This is a genomic window from Bdellovibrionota bacterium (assembly GCA_035292885.1).
Classification (GTDB): domain Bacteria; phylum Bdellovibrionota_G; class JALEGL01; order JALEGL01; family DATDPG01; genus DATDPG01.
The window spans coordinates 1-21,083 of sequence record DATDPG010000106.1 but is presented as its reverse complement, the minus strand read 5'-3'; the positions used below and the strand labels follow the sequence as shown (position 1 = coordinate 21,083).

General features: G+C 56.3%; 14 protein-coding genes and 1 pseudogene. 11 read left to right on the top strand and 4 right to left on the bottom strand.

Translation table 11 applies throughout. From position 1 onward, the window contains the following. Window positions 1-4,092 (top strand): RHS repeat-associated core domain-containing protein (locus VI895_08470; protein ID HLG19829.1); only part of this gene is annotated, 4,092 nt, incomplete at its 5' end. Continuing rightward, window positions 4,089-5,294, top strand: coding sequence for a hypothetical protein (locus tag VI895_08465; protein ID HLG19828.1), 1,206 nt, complete (start codon window positions 4,089-4,091; stop codon window positions 5,292-5,294). The genes VI895_08470 and VI895_08465, both read left to right, overlap by 4 nt. 489 nt (window positions 5,295-5,783) lie before the next feature. Here VI895_08465 and VI895_08460 read toward each other — a convergent pair whose 3' ends face one another. The 4 genes and pseudogenes from VI895_08460 to shc all read right to left on the bottom strand — a co-directional run bounded on the left by VI895_08460 (window position 5,784) and on the right by shc (window position 11,400). Continuing rightward, complete coding sequence (locus VI895_08460; GenBank protein ID HLG19827.1) at window positions 5,784-7,457, bottom strand: immunoglobulin domain-containing protein; 1,674 nt, start codon at window positions 7,455-7,457, stop codon at window positions 5,784-5,786. Window positions 7,458-7,535: 78 nt separating this feature from the next. Next, window positions 7,536-7,679: pseudogene (locus tag VI895_08455) on the bottom strand (hypothetical protein). A 32-nt stretch (window positions 7,680-7,711) separates the two neighbouring features. Continuing rightward, complete coding sequence (locus tag VI895_08450) at window positions 7,712-8,800, bottom strand: Fic family protein (protein ID HLG19826.1); 1,089 nt, start codon at window positions 8,798-8,800, stop codon at window positions 7,712-7,714. Between the two features lie 506 nt (window positions 8,801-9,306). Beyond that, the gene (shc, locus tag VI895_08445; GenBank protein HLG19825.1) at window positions 9,307-11,400 is read right to left on the bottom strand and encodes a squalene--hopene cyclase; all 2,094 of its coding nucleotides are present in this window, start codon (window positions 11,398-11,400) and stop codon (window positions 9,307-9,309) included. A gap of 386 nt (window positions 11,401-11,786) precedes the next feature. On the opposite strand from shc, the gene selA reads away from it, so the two are divergent. The 9 genes from selA to VI895_08400 all read left to right on the top strand — a co-directional run. Further along, a complete protein-coding gene (gene selA / locus VI895_08440) occupies window positions 11,787-13,214 on the top strand; it encodes an L-seryl-tRNA(Sec) selenium transferase (protein ID HLG19824.1) in 1,428 nt (475 codons plus the stop codon). Then, window positions 13,211-13,819: an HNH endonuclease gene (locus tag VI895_08435; GenBank protein ID HLG19823.1), complete on the top strand. Its 609-nt coding sequence runs from the start codon at window positions 13,211-13,213 to the stop codon at window positions 13,817-13,819. Before selA ends, VI895_08435 begins: the two co-directional genes overlap by 4 nt. A gap of 26 nt (window positions 13,820-13,845) precedes the next feature. Next, window positions 13,846-14,112, top strand: a complete 267-nt coding sequence (locus tag VI895_08430; GenBank protein HLG19822.1) for a hypothetical protein — start codon at window positions 13,846-13,848, stop codon at window positions 14,110-14,112. A gap of 2 nt (window positions 14,113-14,114) precedes the next feature. After that, on the top strand, window positions 14,115-14,891 hold the full coding sequence (gene pgeF, locus VI895_08425) for a peptidoglycan editing factor PgeF (protein ID HLG19821.1): 777 nt from the start codon (window positions 14,115-14,117) through the stop codon (window positions 14,889-14,891). 62 nt (window positions 14,892-14,953) lie between these two features. Beyond that, window positions 14,954-15,823, top strand: coding sequence for a tol-pal system protein YbgF (gene ybgF, locus VI895_08420; GenBank protein ID HLG19820.1), 870 nt, complete (start codon window positions 14,954-14,956; stop codon window positions 15,821-15,823). A gap of 2 nt (window positions 15,824-15,825) precedes the next feature. After that, window positions 15,826-17,211 carry a LysM peptidoglycan-binding domain-containing protein gene (locus VI895_08415; GenBank protein ID HLG19819.1) on the top strand — a complete coding sequence of 462 codons (1,386 nt, stop codon included), beginning with the start codon at window positions 15,826-15,828 and terminating at the stop codon, window positions 17,209-17,211. Window positions 17,212-17,268: 57 nt separating this feature from the next. Then, entirely contained in the window at window positions 17,269-18,375 is a 1,107-nt protein-coding gene (gene dprA, locus VI895_08410; protein ID HLG19818.1) for a DNA-processing protein DprA, read from the top strand. Window positions 18,376-18,384: 9 nt separating this feature from the next. Further along, window positions 18,385-20,649 carry a type I DNA topoisomerase gene (gene topA / locus VI895_08405; protein ID HLG19817.1) on the top strand — a complete coding sequence of 755 codons (2,265 nt, stop codon included), beginning with the start codon at window positions 18,385-18,387 and terminating at the stop codon, window positions 20,647-20,649. A 30-nt stretch (window positions 20,650-20,679) separates the two neighbouring features. Continuing rightward, on the top strand, window positions 20,680-21,083 hold a 404-nt coding region (locus tag VI895_08400; protein HLG19816.1), incomplete at its 3' end, for an FAD-dependent oxidoreductase.

Here is a 21,083-nt window from a genome sequence, read left to right as displayed (position 1 = left end):
GAATACGGTCGCGCAAAAACCACGACCGATCCGAACGGAATCGTTTCCGAAGTATTTTACGATCCCTTTCAGAGGGCCTATCGGAATACCGTGTCGGTTGGGGGTGTGATCCAAAACGAGAGCGCTACCGATTTCCTCGGCCTTTGCGACCAGGCCTGTACCACCGCGCCCGAGGCCGATGGGTCGTGGGCCACGCTCAAGCTGCCGAAGAACCAGCGCATTCGGTCCAAAGCCAGCCAATATCGTTTGCAGCCGGCGGCCAACTGGCCGTGGACTGAAACTTGGTTCAATGCGCTAGGGCAAGCGTACCTCAAGAAATCAGCCTCGAAAGACAACAACGGCATCGATCGGGTCGTAATCGCCGAGACGCAGTTTGAAGCAGGAACCGGAAGGCCTTGGAAGGCTTCGCCAGCCTATCAAGAAGGCACACCAACCCCTGCTTCCAATCTATGGTCGGTGACATCGTACGATCACATCGGACGGGCGTATCAAGTTCAATATCCTTCTCCCACCGGAGAACCGTTGATCCATTCGGTTTCTCAGACGGTCGATCCGGCTCTGCACCGGATCAAAACGACATCGTTCGGTCCGATGAACGTTCCCGGACAGCCGCTTCATTCGAAGGAATCTTATGCCGACGTCGAAGGGCGCGTCCGGAAGGTCGTCGAGTACGTGGAAAATCCCGAAGGCGTAGTCGAGGCTCATTCGGTGAGTTACGCGTACGACTTTCTGGGGAATGTCATTCAAATGATCGACGACCAAGGAAGGTACACCACTTCGGCTGCCTTTGATGCGTTCGACCAAAAACGAAAAACCGTCGACGACGACATGGGCGAGTGGACCTACAGCTACGACGATCTCGGAAACCTCGTGGAGCAGCAAGATGCCATGGGGAACCGCACCCAACTCGAATACGATGATCTGGGCCGGGTGATTCACAAGAGCCTGATTTCTCCCAGCCAGGTGGAGTCGTACAACACGTATGCGTACGACGTCGATCCGATCAACCACACGCCGATCGGCGCGAGCGTTGGAGAAATTCTCCGGGTTTCCAACCAGAACGCAGCCTTGCATTACACGTACGATGAATTGGGGAGACCGACGTTGGTGGAGCAGTGGATCGGAAGCGGGAACGGCATCGATAACAAAATAGAAACAGGATTCATATACAACGACGCCGCCCCGACGCTGGATATCGTCTACGATGCGGGAAGCTACCGGCCGGAGATCGTCACCTACCAGTTCCAGGAAAGAACGGGAAGGCTCCTGGGGATCACCAGCGATCTCCCCGGATCGAACGTACTGGCGAGCAATTTTGTTTACGACACGCTGGGGAAAACGCAGAGCTTAATTCACGGCAACGGCCTAATGTCTAAGTTCTTCTACAACCTGGGCGATCAACAGACGTTGAGCCGGACCCGAATCGACGGCCCGGCCACGCTCAACAGTCCGAAATCGAATCTGCTCGATTACTCTTATGTTGAGTTCGATCGGAACCGAAATCTGATAAACGTCATCGACGACGCAAACGGTCGCGACAGCCGATACGTCTACGATGGTCTCGACCGGCTCAAGGAGGCCGATGTACAAAACCTGGCCAGCGGTCTTTCGGAAATCAGGAATTACGAATATGACCTGATGGGACGAATGACGTCGATGGAAGGCCCGTACGAACCGTACGGAAAACCGTATGCGCCGGTTTCGGTCCTTCCCCCGCCTGCGCCGTCCCCTTCGCCCACGCCTATTGTTACGCCCACGCCGACACCGACCCCAGGAGGCAGGGGTTCCGGAAAAGGAAAAATAATTTCGGGACGGATGGAGAAGAAATGGCTCTTGAGGATAGCGTCGTGGATCGCCGATCAAATCCTCCCGTCGGCGCAGGCGATCACATTACAAGAAACGCTGGAGGCTTCTCCGAACAGTGAAATCCTCGCCAACGGCCAACTTTGCTCCCAAATCAAGGCCACCGTGACGGATGGGTCCAGCCTAAGAGTTCCCATAGAGGGGGTTAACGTAAATTTCTCGGTCAGCCCCACGACCGGTGCAACCTGGAAAACCGGCTGTGGCTCGGGAAGCACCTTACCGATATCGCCCGTTGTCCCGACAAATAGCCAGGGCGTGGCCATTGTGTATTTGCACTCGACCGCGGCCGCCACGAAGAATGTCACGGGCGCCAATGCAACGTTCAATTTTTCAAAAACGGTCCCCGTCTCCTTTGTGAATATCACCGCTCCCACGAATTTGACGGCAAGCGGGGCAGGACAGACGCAGATCCATCTGAGCTGGGGACCTTCGACAGGGGTTTCCGGAATCGCGGGGTACAAGATCTATCGCAACGGCGGCGCGACGTCCGTCGCCACAGTGGACTTGGCCGCTACTTCCTATTTGGATACCGGACTCTCAGCGGGAACGACGTTTACTTATGCTGTGAAGGCTTACCAAAGTGCGACAACCTCGAATCCATCGAATACCGCGTCCGCCATGACGCTTCCCCCCACATCCCTTGCGATGTCCTATAGCGGCCCCGGCCCCGTACATGCCCTAAAGAGTGACGGCGTTTATCGGCACGAGTACGACCTAAATGGAAACCTCATCGCGACGTACGATACACGCACAGTCCCTGAAACACGCATCGAGCGGCTGGAGTATACCCCCGCCAACATGCTCGAGCGGGTGACCGACGTCTCCGGCTACAGCACCGAATACGAGTATGACGCCGACAATGTCCGGGTCCGCAAAGTCGTCAAGGACGCGGGCGGAAACATCGTCGAGGATCGCCGCTTTTTTGGCACCACCGAGATGATCAACGGGAGAAAAACCCGCAAGTACGGGATTGCGCAACGGGATATGGATACGGGCCAAGTTTCGTTCATTCACACCGATCATTTACGGTCGGTCGTGCTGGTCTCCGATGAGCAAGGGAATCCGGTGACCCGGAACGAATATTATGAATTTGGCGCCCAAAAGAATCCGGCGAGTGAACCGGTGGAAGACTCCTTTACGGGGATGAAACTCGATAAGGCCACGGATTACACGGCGACCGACCGGCTTCATTTCAACGCCCGCGAAATGGCGCCCAAACGATTCGCTTTCACTACCGCCGATACGATCATTCCCCGGCTGACGGACCCCCAGAGCTTGAATCGCTACGCATATGCCAACAATCCGATTAATCGTATTGATCCCAGCGGGCACAACGATATCGATCTTTGGGCTTACTACTATGGAAGTCCTTATGACGATACGTACTTCGGAGGACCGCTCGGGCCGGGGATGGGTTCGGGAGGTTCATACTTCGGATCCGATCCGTTCAGCGGCGGGTACGGCGGGTACGACCCCGGGTACAGAGACTCGAGCGGCACGTACTGGACAAGCCCGGAGGCATACAACCAGGCGATGCAGCGTTCGGCGGTGGCGGCGCGAATCGCTCAAATCGGCGAGCAGATCATGCGCGATCCATATTTTGCTTCGACGGCCTTTTTAAATTCCTCCGTCCCGGTGATGAATGCGTTGCCGGCTCCGAGTTCTCCTGAAATCACAGACGAGCGACAGGTTGCAGAGGTGAGGGCATTCACGGGTAACGATCTCAACACCACGGTCTGGATCACGGAATACATCAACGACAACGTGACCTGGAGAGATTCATACGATATCAGCCCGGAGATGAGAAGCGACGACTTCAACAGTGCGCTTCGGGAAAAAGTTGGGGAGCGGCTGTCGTCCACCCTGGCACGTCTTGCGGAGTCGGAATTAAAAAGCGCCATCAAGAAAGGGGGACAGGATATCCTGAAAGACCGAATACGGAATTATGCGCCCGATAGGCTGAAAGATGCGGAAAAAACGTTACGCGGGTTGAAAGCGGTAGACGTAACGAACAGTGCGATCGAACGTAAGTGGGAGAAATCCCTTACTTCTTTCGTTTCAATGGTTTGCCCGCCCTGTGCCAAGCTCCTGGGACGCTCGTTCTTTGTCTACCATGAGGCGTGGGAACCGAGTTCGAAAGGAGTGGCCGCAACCTTTGAGACGGTCTTTCGGAATAGCCCTGGATCCAGGTATTATGACCCCGTAGGCCCGATGGAGTTAGAGAAATGAAGCAGCGACCGACATTCCGCTCGATATTGGCTCTTAATATCGGGCTCTTGACTGGACAGATCGGGTTATTCAATTCTGCCGCCAAGGCGCAAGAAACGAGGAGACAGTGTACGGAAGACGACGTCATCGAAGCGCTCTGCGGAACCGATCGGAAACCAATCGCGAACGTCAGGGATCGAACGGGTATCGGTCTACCTCTTCAGAAGCTTGAGGGGGATTTTCGGAAGAAGCCGGATGCTGCCGTGCGTGACGAAGAGAAAGACTATTTTCAAAGGTATAAAGATATGACGGCTCAAGTGAAGACCCGGTATGACATCGCATTCGGGTCCGTAACGCCTTCGACCATCGCGTCGCGCTGGAATTCGTCGTTCCTCTTTGCCAGGACGCCGGAGGAATTCAGGCAGACGTTAGAATTGCGGAAGCGCCAAAAAACATATGATTACTTCGACGCTTCGGACCTGGAAGGATGGGCGAATAATTGGGCTAAGAAGTTACGGAATAACGGCTACCCCGAAAACGAAATCCCCAAAGCAATAATCGAGGATCAACGGAAGTATCAAGAGATGGTTGACAATAATATACGGGAAACATCGCGCGGTCGGTATCAAAGTTTTGGCGATAAGTTGCGCAACGAAGCGACGCCAATCTATTTCTCTATTGACGATCGAACGATAGTTTATCTTCCTTACGCTCTGCTGGCGAACCCCCATTATTCCAAAGCCGCGCTATTCTTTCTGACCGCCCATGAAGTTGCACATCATTTCGAACAGTACATACGCGAAAAAACTTTGCCCGCCGTGAGCTGTTTTAGGGCGCATTATCCCACCAATGACCTGCCCGTCGATGAGGAACGGGATAATCATATGCAGGAAATATTCACAGATTGGCTCGCGTCGATTCCAGCGGATTCGTGGGTTTCCACTTATCCCGACGCCGACAAACTTCCGCTGGCGCAGAACATGGTGGCGGATCTCTGTGAGGAACGAGAAGCCGTTCCGGCCGTCACGGACCTTCGAATCATGGCTCGTGTCCGTCAACCCGGCCTCCTAAGACCGATTCTCGATTCTTTGAAATGTGGTTCTTTGGTGAACGACGGGAACAAACCGCTGGTCGCCTGCAATCTGCGAGGCCAAACCTATACGTACAACCGAAGAACCTCCCCAGCGCCGTCGGCTCAAATGATCTCGGGCTCCGGCAGGTAGACCCGCTTGGCCCTCTAGGAAATTTCAAAAATCTATAACACGTTCAAGGCTGAGCACACGTTGACCCTGTAATAACGCCATTTGCCTGCGGACAGTTGCAATCGTAGTCGTTTGGCTTAGCAACGTATGTGCTCGTATTCCCACAAATTAGTGTGGCCACATTATTTTCACAAACGAAAGTTACTCCTGACTCTGGAAGAATACAGGCATCTCCCGTATTAGGGATAACCTCATCCCCACAAGCAAAAAGAGTTAGACACGTGAGACCCAAGATAAAATTAAGCGGACGAAACCGGTTTCTCATACCTTCATTTATGCCATTTCTTCAGGCGCAACTCAAAAACAAGCACCCGCGCGCCGGCAAAAGAACTTCCGAAGGGAGAAGAATCTTTCCGGAAGGATTGAGAAAAATCACCCACCCTCTGGGAAATTTCAAAAATCTATAATATTGAATCTGAAAACAATGGCGGCTAATTCAACTTTTCTCGGTCATCTGTTCGGATTCTTACGACGAGGTCTGCTGTTTACTGGGCCGGGGTCGGTTCCTACAATCGGGTCGGTATAATCTGAGACAACTGTGAGAGTCGCGGGCGGGCTGATGGCCGAATTATTACAGGCGTCCGTAATGACAACGTCGTAGACACCCGAATCGAATGTGGACGTGCTGTAAATGGACAGGGTGGGCGTGAGGGCGCCGACATAATTATTGAAGTTGCCCAAATTCAGAAAGGAACCCCAAGGGGGATTCTTTTGATATCGCCACTGGTACGTGAGAGGCCCGGTTCCGTTGGTCCTTACGGTAATAGATACGCTTTGAGGTGCAGTAACGTAATAGTCCGGGAGAGGCGAAAGTGTGATCGGAGCGCAGGTGACCGTCAGGTGCGCCGTTGAACTGGCCAACGTATTGCCGCAGGGGGCGTCTGAAATTTTGACGTAGTAATCTCCCGCATCGGAGAGCGTCGCGGAGTTAATCGTGAGGCTGGCGTTGACGCCGGTGGGAATATATACGCCATTCTTGTACCAGAAATAGTGGAGCTCAGGATTGACGCTGGTAGCTGTGACGGAAAGGGTGACCGATTGGCCTAGCTCGACTGTCTGGCTGAGCGGCTGTTCGGTGATGACGGGCTCAGGGACGGCCCATTCCCAGGTATCGGTAAGGTTTGTCTCAACAGGGTCGCTGCCGCCGAAGAGGACAACGCTTGCGCGTGCACTGTCATAAGCCATCGCGGGGTGCCACCGGGCGCCGGGTCCGGTTGTGGCGACGATTTCCCACGAAGTACCGTTCCACGCCCACGTCTCCGTTGGGAAATGGCTAAGAAAGTCATCTCTCGAACCTCCAAAGCGGATTACGTTTCGACATTGGGCATCGTAGGCCATCGCGTGGCCAGCGCGCGAGTTAAGAGTATGAAGAGGTGTTCGAGGGTCTCCCCAAGACAGACCATCCCAGAACCGCGTCTCGTCGAAATCGTACGAATCATCCGTACCCCCGAAGAGAACGACATTGTAATGAAAGTCGTCGTAGGCCAGCGCATGATTGTAGCGATAACGCGGGTCAGACGTGGCAAGGGGGCCCGTCCACGAGGTACCGTCCCATTCCCAGGTGTCCCCAAATGGAGGATTTGGAGGTTCGATGCTATTGCCGCCGAAGAGAACAACCCGGTCGCGGTCGCTGTCATAAGCCAAGGCATTATTGTAACGTGCAGGAGGCATGATTGCGGGATTCAAAGTCGTCCACGATACGCCGTCCCATATCCACACGTAATTCGAGTCATAATAATAATAGGCGCCGTAAAGAACCACCCCACCCCCTCCGCTGATCGGGTTGGTGGCTAGCGCCCCCCCGCCACGGATGGGCAATCCGCCAAGTACGGGTGTAACATTTGCCCACGAGCTACCGTTCCATTCCCATGTGCTTCCGTCCGAAGTAAACCGCGCATCATAACCCGTATAAAGAACCATCTTATTTCGGACGATGTCATAGGCCATGGTGGGGAGTTCCCACAACGCCAGTGGCCCCGTATTGTCTCTGCGGATCCAGGTCTTATTGTCGCAGCAAATGGCGGGTGGCTCGCCGCAGCACTGAGCCTGCCCCCGCGTCGGCGATGCGAAAATGAAAAAGGTTATGAGGAGTCCAGCCAGGCGAGTAATTGAAAGGGGTCGCATGAGGGGGAAACGAATCGACACGAGGCGTTATAGAGCAGCTTGAACCCAAGGTCAAGGGATAACCCGATGGTGACTTTCTCAGGCCGGCTGGGATCGCGCCGAAAATAACGACTTCGCGCCGCATTTCCATCGCGCGTATCGACCGAGCGCCCAAAGCGGAAAATAAAGGCGATAGTAATCGTAGCGAAGGTAGAAGTGTCTCGGGAAACCGGTCCCGGTCCATTCGGGTCGGCACTAGGGATTCGGGCTAGACGTCATCCCAAGATGATTTTCGCCTCAATTGGTTCTTGGAACCAGTTTCGCCGGCGAAGCTCGCCGAGAATTTTTGGATAGGGCGAAAACTTCAAATGCGAGAATTCATGGGCTCTCACCAGCATTCGAATCAAAGGGTCGCCGCGGTTCCGGCGCGTCATGGCTCGAAGAGCTCCCATGTAATCCTCTCGGTAAACCGTGGGAATGATGATGGTCGAAACCGTGGACGCACAGAGTTCCGCGTTCATGAGAATACGCGCGATCCGACCGTTTCCATCTCGGAAAGGATGAACTTCCGTCACGAGAAACATCAGAAAGATCGCCCGAGCAAGACCATCGGGCAGGTCCCGATACAACTGGAATCCCTGTTCGAGGGTCCCCATCACGTACTCTGGATCAACGAAGATGGTGTTTCCGGCCCGGTTGGGTTGATCTTTGAAAATACCAGGCAGAGATTCCGGCCGATTCTTCATGAGCGTTGCATGCCGTTCCTTCAGGATGCGCTCGAAGTTCTCGGGTGTGTCTGGCACACGGCGCATTTCGTTCGGATCGGATACGATCCGAAATGTTCCTAAGATATCGTGCGCGTCCTTCGGCCGGTTTTTGGGAATCCTTCCCTCGAACACGATTTCTTCCGCCTCCTCGATTTCAAACGTAGTTCCCTCGATGTAATTGGAGAAATAGGCCTCAAAGAATGCCTTGTTTCGGAAATGTTCGGACGAAGCGAAGCTATCGCTAAGAGGTCGAAAAGGATGGTGTCGGAGATCAGCAAAGAGAAGCTGGCAGCGCTCGATGCATCTCTCGTCGTAAGGCAACTCCTTGGCGCGGGCGCGCGCTACCTTCGACCGCAAAACTCCCGCGGGGCGGCTTCGGAGCATCGCGCCCACGATCCGGTCGAGTCGCCGGAACTCGCGATTCCAACGAAAGCGTCTTGCAATTACGCGCGCTCGATCGCGCAGTTCATTGAGCCCCTTTTCCCCTTTCGCATGAAGAATTTCTTCCAAACGGTGCTCGAGTTCCTTGCGAGGGACCGTACGTTCTTCGTCCCCGCCGCGCGTGATCGACAGGTTTTCGAGAACAGCACGAGGCATGGATGATGCTCGAGTGTTTATAAATGTGGCGTCGTCGTCCAGCGGTTCCGGCCCACGCATAAACTTCAGTTTCAGACCTGGATAGCGGAGGACACGTCGTGTGGGCCCGGTAAGGTAAACGGCTCCCCTTGGACTTGGCTTGTACTCCAAGGCCGTACGATGTGAGAGTAAAACATTCGGGAACAGGTTCGACACGATTTGTGCCCAACCTCGTCGAACCGTGTCCGCCGCGTGGGCCCGGGAAACGCTGGTGTATAGTCGGGGGCCGATCGCTCGGATCGTTCGATCCCGTTTGAGTTTCGCCATCCATTGCCGACTCTTAGAGTCCGGTGCGGGGAAGAGGAGCGGAGGGACGGGAGGCATGTCAGTTTTTAGTCATATAATTACAGTTATGTCAATATTTATGTATATAATTACAAGAATGTCGATTTGTGGGCTCATGTATTGCGCCTTGCAATTCAAACCCACGGCATGGTGCTGAGGTGGAAAGGTTGTCCTTGTCCGACTCAGGCCGGCTGGGATCGCGCCGAAAATAACGACTTCGCGCCGCATTTCCATCGCGCGTAACGACCGAGCGCCCAAAGCGGAAAATAAAGACGATAGTAATCGTAGCGAAGATAGAAGTGTCTCGGGAAACCGGTCCCGGTCCATTCCGGCTCGTCCCAGCTTCCGTCGTTCTTTTGAACCTGCATCAGCCATCGGGCCGCTCGCTCGATGGCTTCTGGCCGTTTGCATTCGCACGCGAGCAGGCCGATCAATCCCCATGCCGTTTGGCTCGCCGTCGAACGCCCCAACGCGACGTATGAACCCTTTTCGTACGATTCGACCGATTCCCCGAAACCGCCGTCGGGATTTTGAACGGCCGCCAGCCAATCGCCCGCCTTTTTCACGTAATCGGCATTCATGTCCTCTCCCGCCACCCAGAGGCCGCTGAGCGCGGCGGCGGTGCCGTACACGTAATTCACGCCCCATCGGCCGAACCAGGAGCCGTCGCTCTCCTGCGTCTTCCGCAAAAATTCGAATCCGTGCCGGATCGGCTCCAGCCGGCGGTGGTATCCGGCGGCGGCCAGCGCCTCAATGACGTGGCCGGTGACGTCGGGCGTGCTCGGATCGAGCAGCGACTTTAAATCGGCAAACGGAATTTGATTCAGGAAATGTCGGTTGTTGTCCCGGTCGAACGCTCCCCAGCCCCCGTCGCTCCCCTGCATGGCGATCAGCCATTCAACGCCGCGGTCGATCGAATGCGTGATTTCCGAACGGCCTTTTTCTTCCTCCGCGGGAAGAAGCGCCAAGATGGCGAGCGCCGTGTCATCGATGTCGGGATAATGCGCGTTGTGATGTTCGAAGGGCCATCCGCCCGGACGTCCGGGACGCGCCTTATGTTTCCAGTCGCCTTGCACATCCAGAATCTGGCGATCCAGCAGCCAATCCAAGCAGCGAGCCGACCGCGTTCCGGGAGGAAGGCCGCCGGTTTCCCAAAAAGCGTAAGCCGCAATTCCCGTGTCCCAGATCGGAGACTGCGTCGACTGCATCCGAAGCGTTTCTTCGTCCTCCTCGGCGTACGATCGCAGGACGCGCAGTCCCTTTTTCATGACCGGATGATGAAAACTGTAGCCGCGCAAGTGAAGAGCGAGAATCGAGTTCGCCATCGCCGGGAAAATCCCGCACCAGGAGCCGTCCTTGTCCTGATGTTCGAGAACCCACTTCTCCGCCAGATTAAGCGCGCGCTTTCGAAGCGGTTTGATCGGCATGACGAACTCGTACATCGAGAGCGCCACGTGGGCGACGTCGAAAATCTGTTCGAGATCCACACGGCGTTCGCGCACGATTTTCCGGAATGGAAATCCTTTCTTCTTCGGTGCGTTCGGAGCGTAAAGCTCCGGCACCTGCTGGGCTTTCGGAAGCGCGACGACCGGTTTGCGATCAAAAATCAAAAGCAGCGGGATGATGACCGCGCGCGACCAACTCGAAAATTCATAAATATGAATGGGGGCCTTCTTGGGAAGAAGCATGAGTTCCGGTTGGATGACCGGCACCTTGTTCCACGGAACTTGTCCGAAGAGAGCCAGATTGATTTTGGTGAAGACCCGCGTCGTGTCGATCCCGCCTTTGGCCAAAATGAGATCGCGGGCCGACTGCAAGGTTTTGTGTCGATGAGTCAAACCGCAGAGTTTTAGACCGAAGTAGGCTTCTACGGTGGCGGAGTGTTCCGAAGGTCCGCCGCCGTAAATATTCCATCCGCCGTCCGGAAGTTGGTCATCGAGAATCGTTCGCTTGGCCTTTTCTGCGGTCTGCGCGTCGAGAAGTCCGAGAAACCGAAGAAACATCACATATTCCGCCGTGATCGTGACGTTGTCGTAGACACGCCCCTCCCAAAAACCCTTCGGATGAAGGAGATCGAAAAGACAGTCTCGTGCTCGCGCGATCGCGGTTTGAGTCTCTTCATCCAGCGGAAGGTTTGTGTGGGTTAGGGGCGCGTTCGTTCCGTTTTTCGGCCGGGGAAACGGCAGGGCGAGCGGAGAAGCGGTTCTCGACGCCGTGAGTCTAGATCGGACCGATCGGTTTAAGTGGCGAAGGATCTGTGGCGCGATTTCCAACATGGATGGGAACCCACGGGGTGGAGAATTTAGGGGAAGCGACGATATATCTCCATAAAAACGATGCTTTTATTTATTGACACTATACTACAATACGTTAGCGTAGCCTATATAAAGAGGCAGCCAAGGCCAGGCGTTCAGTGGACGTGGAGGTTGTAGCGGAGCCTGTGAGGTATCGGAAGCGGAGACGGATGTTTTGCCACTGAACCCTGGGCCGTGGCTGCCTCCCTCAAGGCAAGGCCCCCCGAGGGCTTTGCCTTGTGAGGTGCGTCGCTCGGTTCTTTTCAATCCCATTAATATCGTCACGAATAATCTATTAACCCATTGAAATCTTTTCGTTTATCGTACCCTTAAGGCGCAGGATGGGATCGTTGGACAGGGGAGCTTTTATGAGGCACAAGATGCCCGCTACAATAGAGATGTTGACACCCCCGAACCGAACCGATCCTCGAAGCGACCTGCCTGCCGTAGGCGTGCTTCTGAATGATCCCGATCTCCAAGAAGTGACGAAGCGGGAATCGCATGTCGTGTTGGCGCAAGCGGTGCGAAACGTCGTGGCGTCCGCGCGACAAATGAATCCGATCACGCGTCCGAAATCTGGTTGGGCTCAAGCGGTGCGCACAGAGGTGGATCGTTTGACCTCTGCTTCCCTTCAAAAAGTGATCAACGCTACCGGCGTGATTCTCCATACCAATTTGGGTCGGGCGCCGATCGATCGCGAACTTTTTGAAGAGATGGCCGACCTCGTATCCGGTTACGTCAATTTGGAATTCGATCTTGAAAAAGGGGAACGGGGCTCTCGTTATGTTCATTGTGTGGAGGCCTTTCGTCTGGCGACGGGATGTGAAGATGCGCTGGTCGTGAACAACAACGCGGCGGCCGTCATGTTGGCTCTGCGGGCGCTGGCGCGGGACCGTGAAGCGATCGTGTCACGCGGGGAGTTGGTCGAAATCGGCGGATCGTTTCGTCTGCCGGAAATCATGGAAAGTTCCGGCGCTCATCTCAAAGAAGTGGGGACGACGAACCGGACGCGGCTTTCCGATTACGAAAAAGCGATCGGTCGGAAAACAGCGCTTCTGCTCAAAGTTCATCCGAGCAATTATCGGATCGAAGGTTTTGTGGAGGAGGTCGCTCTTCCGGACTTGGTCAAACTGGGGAAGAAGCGTTCTTTGCCGGTGATGATCGACCTGGGGAGCGGAACTCTGGAGGATCTTCGCGACGTCTGCGGCGCCCTGCCGAGGGTTTCGGAAGTCGTGAAAACGGGTGTGGATCTCTTGGCGTTCAGCGGCGACAAGCTTTTGGGCGGGCCGCAGGCGGGAATTCTCTTGGGGAAAAAGGCCGTCCTGAATCGACTTCGAAACGATCCCTGGCTTCGCATCGTCCGGACGGACAAGCTGACGCTGGCGCTCTTGGAACGGGTCGTGCGGGCGATCTCCACGCCGGGATGGAAATCCCGCGTCGGTTTTCTCGTCGAACGATCTTGCGAAGAGCTGCGTCGGCAGGCGAACGTAATTGTTCAGCGTTTGAAGGCCGCGCCGAATTCGTTCTCGATGGAAGTCGTCGATTCGGAAGCGGCGGTTGGAGGCGGGACATCGCCGGAGGAAGCGATTCCGTCCGTCGCCATTTCGATCCGGGCTTCGAAAGATCTCCTCGGTCGATTGGACGGCCGCTTGAGAAGCGGCCGTCCGCCGGTTATCGGCCGGCGACAGCGCGAGAGTTTGCTCTTTGATCTTCGGACCGTATTTCCCGAGGACGCCGAGACATTCGCAAAGGCTTGCCGAACGGCCATGGACACAGTACAGAAAGAGGTTGTATGACCGCCGCCTTGGTCCAGGCCCGCGTTCTGGTCCTCAACAAATCCTACATGCCGATTCAGGTGACGTCGCTCAAACGCGCGTTCTGCATGATCTACGCCGGAATCGCGCGCGTCGTCGACAAGGAATATCAGACATTCGATTTTCATAGCTGGAGTGAACTGGCTCTGGCGGTCGGAGAACCCGGAATCGGGATCGTCGGCAAAGTGATCCGCGTTCCGCGGGTCGTTTTGCTTCAAGTGTACGATCGCCTTCCGAAAAAACAGGTCCGTTTCTCCCGCTACAACATCTTTGCGAGAGACCGGGGCATTTGCCAGTACTGCTCCCGGCGATTTCGGAAGAGCGAACTGAATCTCGATCATGTCGTTCCCCGCTCCCGCGGCGGCCAAACGACGTGGGAGAACGTGGTCTGCAGTTGCGTGGCCTGCAACCGCCGAAAGGGCGGCAGCACTCCCGACGAAGCCGGAATGCACCTCGTCCGGAGGCCGGCCAAGCCGCATTGGACCGAATGTCTTAACATTTCGCTCAAAGACGGCCATTATCTGGAATGGGTTCCGTTCCTGAACATCGTGGACTTCTCCTATTGGAACGTTGAACTTGAGCGGTAAGACCGGCACCTTTATATTGGCGAGACATGAATCCGATTATCGAACCAGAAGCGGCCAAACGCCTGGCCCGAGCCATCGCTTCGGACATCGCTCTCTATAATGAACCGAAGGTCAAGCAGGGGATCGAAGCGGATAACTTCTTCGATGTTCTGGCCAAAGAGATCGAAGAGGGGCGGCAGCATTACAACAGCAAAGTGGATCCCGGACTGCGCGCGAAGACCAACTATTACGATCGGGCTTTGGTCGACGTTATCTTGAAGCGAAGGGGTCACATCAGGTCCAAGATTTGGTAGGCGTGGCGATCGAACTTCAGCGGGCGCCCAACTTCCAAGCCATCGGTAAACTCGTTCACGGCTATTCGACGCGGCAAGGCGGTGTAAGCTCCGGTCCCTATGCGTCGTTGAACCTCGGTTGGGCGACGGGGGACGACGATGATCTCGTGGCTAAGAACTACGATCTTTTGGCCGCCGCGCTGAATACGACGCCGGATCGCATCTTCGGGGTTCGCCAGGCGCACGGCGCGAACGTCGTTCTAATCCGAAAAAGCGACTCGCGGGAAGAAATCCTCCGGCGGGAAGCCGACGCTTTGATCAGCAACGATCCGAATTGCTTTCTCTCCGTTCGCGTCGCCGATTGTTTTCCGATCCTCCTGATCGACGAAGAAAGAAAAGCGCTGGGAGTGGTTCACGCCGGCTGGCGCGGAACGATGGCGAGGGTTCTGACCGCGACGCTTATTGCAATGCATCAGGAGTTCGGATCGCGGCCCGGCGATCTTCAAGTGGCGATCGGGCCCGGGATCGGTCCCTGCTGTTTCGAAGTTTCGTTGGGTGTGGCCTCTCTTTTTCTTTCGAATCTTGCGGTGGCCGGAAAGGAAATACGCCAAGGGGAGGCTTCGTCGTATCTGGATTTGGGGGCGATCAATCTGAGACTCGCCATGGAAGCGGGTGTTTCGAAGGCCAACACGTGGCGTTCCCCGCTTTGCACGTGGTGCGAAGCCGAGACATTTTATTCCTACCGGCGCGAAGGCAAGCAGTCCGGCCGAATGGTCGGCATCGTGGGTTGGGTCGCTTGACCCCATACGACCTAAGGCCGTATAATTCCAGTACATTTTACCTTCAGCCCTCTGGACGATCCGTGCAACTACATCACTTCATCTTTTTCCTCACCGTCCCGTTTCTTGCCTGTGCGCCTTCCAGCGATTTGAGTCAGGCGATCAAGCGGTTGGATCAGGCGGACCTGGCGATAAATTCCCGTCAGAACCAGTTCAATCGCAAGGTCGAGGATCTTTCAAACTCCGTCCTGGTGCTTCAGGACCGCGTGGAAACCTTGAAGGTGGCGTTGGAACGGAAACCGTTGCATGAAACGACGACCGCGCCGGTCGCGGCCGCACATCCTAAACCTCAACCGGCCCGGTCGGGCGCACGACCCGGGTCGGCAAGACAGGAAGATGCTTTTCTTCCCGAAGCGGCCAAGACCGCGAAGCTTCCCACGATCAAATTAACGAACAAGGACCTGGCCCGAATGGATCAGATCGTCGGACCTGCCGCCGTTCCCGCCGCGGCGACGTCGAATTCTCCAACACCGTCCAAGGTGACGAGCGAGGATCTAAAGGCGGCCGAAGAATACAACGGGGCGTATGTCGTGTTCGAGCAGGAAAAATACGCCGAGGCCATCGAACGATTCGAACGGTTCACAAAGAAATACCCCGCGCACTCGTACGCGGACAACGCCGTCTTTTGGGTGGGCGAGGCGTATTTCCGAATGGCCGATTACGGGAAGGCGAAAGCGAATTTTGACCGCGTCGTTCGGGAATTTCCGACCGGAAACAAAATTCCGGACGCCCTCTTGAAATCCGGAATGTGCGAGCTTCGCCTCTCCGATGCGGAAGGGGCGCGTCTCACGTTCAACAAGATCGTGGATGAGTACCCGCAAAGCATCGCCGCCCAGAAAGCGAAAACGGTACTCGCGGAGCTTTCCAACTTAGCGTCGCAAGGGAGGATGTAGTCATGCCGAATCGATCGAGAAATCTTGGATTCCTCAGGGTCGCGGGAATCGGACTGTTACTCCTGTTCTGGGGAGCGACGCCGGCTCTCCGCGCGCAAGAAGATGAACCCCCGCCTGAACCGCCGTCGGAGGACACCAGCGCTCCCTCGATTGAAGCGATGCCGCAAGAAGCGCCGCCTCCACCGCCGCCCGCGGCCGTTCAGCCCGCGGTGCCCCAGCCGTACGCACCGTCCGCCGGCGCGGCGCCTTCCGGCGCCCCTGCCGCGAAGTCCGAAGAAGCGGGAACCGGCGAATATGAAAACGTTCTACCCGATTGGGAAACGGCCGAACCGGCCGCGCAAGCTTCTCCCATGCCCGAGCCGCAGGCGGTCGCATCGCCGGCCGAGAAACGCGCTCCGGACGAGTACACGATTCAACCGGGAGACACGCTGTGGGATATCTGCGGAAGGTTTCTGGACAATCCGTGGTATTGGCCGAAATTGTGGGCGCTCAATCAATATATTGAAAACCCCCACCTGATTTATCCGGGACAGAAGCTCAAATTTTATTCCGGATCCGAAACGGCGCCGCCGAGATTGGATATCGTCGGAGCGCAAAAAGCCGAACCGGTTCCAAGCGGCGAAGTGCCGCCGATGACGGAAGGAACGGAGAAACCGGCCGAAGCGGCGTTGACGCCGACGCCGCAGGCGGTCGCGGCGGCCGAAGTGACGCCCGAAGCGATGTCCCTGAAACTCAAGAGTCTCTCCTTCATTTCTCCGAAAGAGTTGGATGAAGCGGGGACGATCACCCATTCCGGGGACCCAAAGGTGTTCTTGTACATGGGCGATCGTTGCTACATCGAATTCAAACGAAAAACGAAAGTCTCCGTGGGCGACCGGTTCGATGTTTTTGAAACCGTAAAGGCGGTGAAAGATCCGGGTCACCGATTCGGCGATCTGGGATACCTGATCAAGAAAAAAGCCGTGATCAAAGTGCTCGAAATTCACAAAAACACGGTGGAAGCGTTCGTCACCGACAATCAGGATTCCATTCAGCGGGGAGACAAATTCATTCCGTATGAATCGCCGTATCGGAAATTCGTCCCCCACACGACGGAGAAACCGCTCGAAGGAAAAATCGTTGAGGCCGAAAACCAGCAATATCTCATCAGCAACAACGATTTCGTGTTTCTCAATCTCGGCAAGAAGCAGGGTGTGGACGACGGAATGCAACTGGTTGTGGTTCGCCGCGGAGACGCCGTGTTCCCCGGGGACGATCAACATCTTCCGGACGTCGTGTACGGACGGCTGGTGGTGGTCGACGCCCGAAATACAACTTCGACCGCTTATGTAACCGACCTGCGCGACTCTCTTGCGGTCGGCGATCGCGTGATCAATCAATTGAAGTAACGGGTCCATACAGCTTTTCCTTGACTCCGGTTTCCGTCGCCCCGTATTACTGACCGCGTGTCTGTCGCCGCCGCCGTTGCTCTCGCCAAGGTCCGTGGCGTTTCGTATGTCGGTCAAAAGTTTCTGATCGATCGTTTCGGATCCGCGCTAAAAGTCACGGAGGCATCCGGCGCGAGATCGGAGAACGACCCGACCACACGCCAACTGCTTTCGATCGTGGCCAAGGAAGCCGATCTGAAACAAGCGGAGAACGTCGTTCGGCGTACTGAAATGCTCGGGGCATGGATTTGCGCGTACGGTTCGACGGAGTACCCGAAGTTGTTGGCGGAGATTTCCGATCCGCCGCTCGTTCTTTTCGGCAAAGGAGAATGGCCGAAAACCGATTTGCCGTGGCTCGCCGTCGTGGGGCCGCGCAACCCTTCCCGTTACGGGGCGCGAATCGCCCAATTGCTGGCGAGCGACCTGGCGCGGGAGGGAATCGTGATCGTCAGCGGGCTCGCTCGCGGCGTGGATGCGATCGCGCACGAAAGCGCTCTGAAAGAGAAGAGACCGACGGTGGCCGTCATCGGGTGCGGGATCGACCAGGTCTATCCGCCGGAACATGCGCATCTTCAAGAGCGGATCGCGAAATCGGGCACGGTGGTCACCGAGTTTTTCCCGGGCGAGTCGCCGCTCAAAGATCATTTTCCCCGGCGGAATCGGATCTTATCGGGACTTTCGAGAGGCGTTCTCGTCATCGAAGCCGGAGAGACGAGCGGCGCATTAATCACGGTGCGGCATGCGCTCGATCAATCCCGCGACGTGTTCGCCGTTCCGGGCCAAATTGACTCTCCGCTCTCGATCGGTTCCAATAGGATCATCTCCGAGGGCGCCAAGCTGGTGGCCACATCGGACGACGTGCTGGAAGAGTGGGGGCTTGCTCCCGGAAAATTATATCGGACGAATTCTTCCCCGGAAGCACAAAAGGAAGAAACGGACGGTCTCTCGGAAGACGCGAAGGCGGTTCTGCATGCCTTGGGACTCGGCATGGGAGCAAGTGTGGATGAATTGGCTCGAAAGGAACAACGACCTGTGGAGAATATGTTGAGAACGTTGATGGAATTGGAAATCCGGGGTCTCGTGATTCGGGCGTCCGACGCCCGGTATTCCCGAGCCGCGGGCTGAGGGGGACGGATGGCCAAAGCACTCGTCGTCGTCGAGTCTCCCACGAAGGTCAAGACGCTCGGGAAGTATCTCGGGCGCAACTTCGTCGTGAAGGCTTCGGTCGGACATATCAAGGATCTTCCCAAGAGCAAGCTCGGCGTCGAAATCGGCGAACGGTTCGAGCCGAAGTACGAAGTCATCAAAGGAAAGCAAGAAGTTCTCAACACCATTCGCGAAGCCGCGCTGAAAGTCGATACGGTCTATTTGGCGCCCGATCCGGACCGGGAAGGCGAGGCGATCGCCTGGCACATCGCCGGCGAACTAAATTCCGGAAAAGGAAAGAAAAGGACCAAAGCCAAAATCTTTCGCGTCCTGATCGAGGAAATCACGAAACGGGGCGTGGAGCAGGCCATCGCTTCTCCTTCGGAGTTGAATCTTCAGCGATATGAATCGCAACAAGCCCGCCGAATTCTGGACCGTTTGGTCGGATATCAAATCAGCCCGCTCCTTTGGGAAAAAGTTCAGCGGGGGCTGAGCGCGGGGCGCGTGCAGTCGGTCGCGCTTCGAATCGTTTGCGACCGGGAACGGGAAATCAAGAAATTCAACCCGGTCGAGTACTGGTCGATCGAGGTCGGCGCTCACGGAAAGAATCCTCCTCCGTTCGTTTTGAGCCTGATCACGAAGAACGGGAAAAAGGTCGAGCTGAACAACGAAAAAGACGCGCGCGAGGCGGAAACGGCTCTCAAGTCGGAAAGTTTGGTCGTAGCCGACATTCAGAAAAAGCAGCGCCGAAGAACGCCGCCGCTGCCGTTCACGACCAGCAAATTGCAGCAAGAGGCCGCGCGAAAGCTCGGTTTCTCCGCCAGCAAGACGATGCTGGTGGCCCAGCAACTGTACGAAGGCGTGGAGGTGGGAGAAGAGGGGGCCGTCGGTTTAATCACGTACATGCGTACCGACTCGATTCGCCTCTCGAACGAGGCGATCGAGATCGCCCGGCGGTGGATCAAGGACAATTACGGCGAGTCCTATCTCCCCGAGACTCCGCGCATTTACAAGGCGAAGAAATCCGCGCAAGACGCCCACGAAGCGATTCGTCCCACGATGATGATTCACCCGCCAGAGAGAGTGAAAAAGTTTCTCAAGAAGGATCAGTACAGCCTCTATCGGCTGATTTGGGAGAGATTTCTCGCCTGCCAAATGGAAGACGCGATCTACGATCAGACGACGATCGACGTTTCCGCCGGCGATTACGGCCTGCGCGTCACCGGATCCATCCTCGTCAAAGACGGCTTCATGAGGGTCTACGTCGAGGGACGCGATGAGGCCGACGTGGACGAAGAAGCGGGAGCCCAGCTTCCGGAGTTGACCGTGGGCGAGAAGTTGGTGACGAATTCGATCACGCCGAACCAGCATTTTACGAAGCCGCCGCCCCGGTTCACCGAAGCGAGTTTGGTGAAAGAATTGGAGGAGCGGGGAATCGGCCGGCCTTCCACCTACGCCGCCATTCTGTCGACGCTGCGGGACCGGAAATATTGCGTGAAGCTTCAAAATCATTTCGAGCCGACCGAACTCGGTTTCTTAGTCTGCGATCTTTTGGTCGAACACTTTCCGGAAGTCCTGGACATTGAGTTCACGGCGCAGCTCGAATCCCAACTCGACCAAGTGGAAGAGGGGGAGCGGGACTGGCAGGAAATTCTGCACAAATTTTACAAGCCGTTCGCCAAGTCGCTCGTGGCCGCGAAGAAGAAAATGCGCGACGTCAAGCGGGAAGAGACGCCGACGGAACACACGTGCGAAAAATGCGGAAAGCCGATGGTGATCAAGTGGGGCCGGCATGGGCATTTCCTCGCCTGTTCGGGATACCCCGACTGCCGGAACACGAAGGAATTCAAAAAGACGGCCGAGGGGAAGGTCGAGATCGTGGCGCAGCAGACGACGGACGAAAAGTGCGACGTCTGCGGATCTCCGATGGTCGTCAAGAACGGCCGCTTCGGAAAATTCTTGGCGTGTAGCGGTTATCCGGACTGCAAGACCACCCGTTCGATTTCGACCGGCGTCCCCTGCGCCGAACCGGGTTGCACCGGGCAGCTCTTGGAAAAACGGAGCCGCCGCGGCCGGAGCTTTTACGGATGCTCGCGCTATCCCAAATGCACGCACGCTCTCTGGGACAAGCCGGTGAAAACTCCTTGTCCCAAATGCCACGCCCCGTACTTGGTCGAGAAATTCACCAAGAAAGAGGGGCCGGCCATCCGCTGCGCGAAAAAAAACTGCGATTACCAGCATCTCCTTGGCTGACGCATTGCGATCGGCTAGCGTAGGGTCGTTGTGCCTCCAAACCCCGGTACAGAACGCGTAACCGTCATCGGAGGCGGTCTCGCCGGCAGCGAAGCCGCGATGATGATCGCCCGATTGGGACATCCCGTCGATCTGTACGAAATGAAGCCGAAGCGGTTTTCACCGGCGCACACGCGGACCGAACTCGCGGAAATTGTCTGCAGCAATTCCTTGGGAAACGAAGCCGACGACACGGCTCCGGGTCTTTTGAAATCAGAGATGCGCCGGCTCGGTTCGGTGATCCTGGCGGCGGCGGGGGAGTGCCGTGTACCGGCGGGCCGCGCGCTCGCCGTGGATCGCGAACGGTTTTCCAAAGCGGTGACGGCGCGTATCGCGGCGGAGCCGCGGATTCGCCTTCTCCGCGAAGAGTGCCTTCAGATTCCCGAGCATCAGCC

Excerpts from the sequence above, each read along its gene's own strand:
- topA (HLG19817.1), top strand. The coding sequence starts at position 18,385 with ATGGCCAAAGCACTCGTCGTCGTCGAGTCTCCCACGAAGGTCAAGACG.
- VI895_08465 (HLG19828.1), top strand. The coding sequence starts at position 4,089 with ATGAAGCAGCGACCGACATTCCGCTCGATATTGGCTCTTAATATCGGG.
- VI895_08460 (HLG19827.1), bottom strand. The coding sequence starts at position 7,457 with ATGCGACCCCTTTCAATTACTCGCCTGGCTGGACTCCTCATAACCTTT.
- VI895_08430 (HLG19822.1), top strand. The coding sequence starts at position 13,846 with ATGAATCCGATTATCGAACCAGAAGCGGCCAAACGCCTGGCCCGAGCC.
- VI895_08450 (HLG19826.1), bottom strand. The coding sequence starts at position 8,800 with ATGCCTCGTGCTGTTCTCGAAAACCTGTCGATCACGCGCGGCGGGGAC.
- VI895_08415 (HLG19819.1), top strand. The coding sequence starts at position 15,826 with ATGCCGAATCGATCGAGAAATCTTGGATTCCTCAGGGTCGCGGGAATC.
- selA (HLG19824.1), top strand. The coding sequence starts at position 11,787 with ATGAGGCACAAGATGCCCGCTACAATAGAGATGTTGACACCCCCGAAC.
- VI895_08435 (HLG19823.1), top strand. The coding sequence starts at position 13,211 with ATGACCGCCGCCTTGGTCCAGGCCCGCGTTCTGGTCCTCAACAAATCC.
- shc (HLG19825.1), bottom strand. The coding sequence starts at position 11,400 with ATGTTGGAAATCGCGCCACAGATCCTTCGCCACTTAAACCGATCGGTC.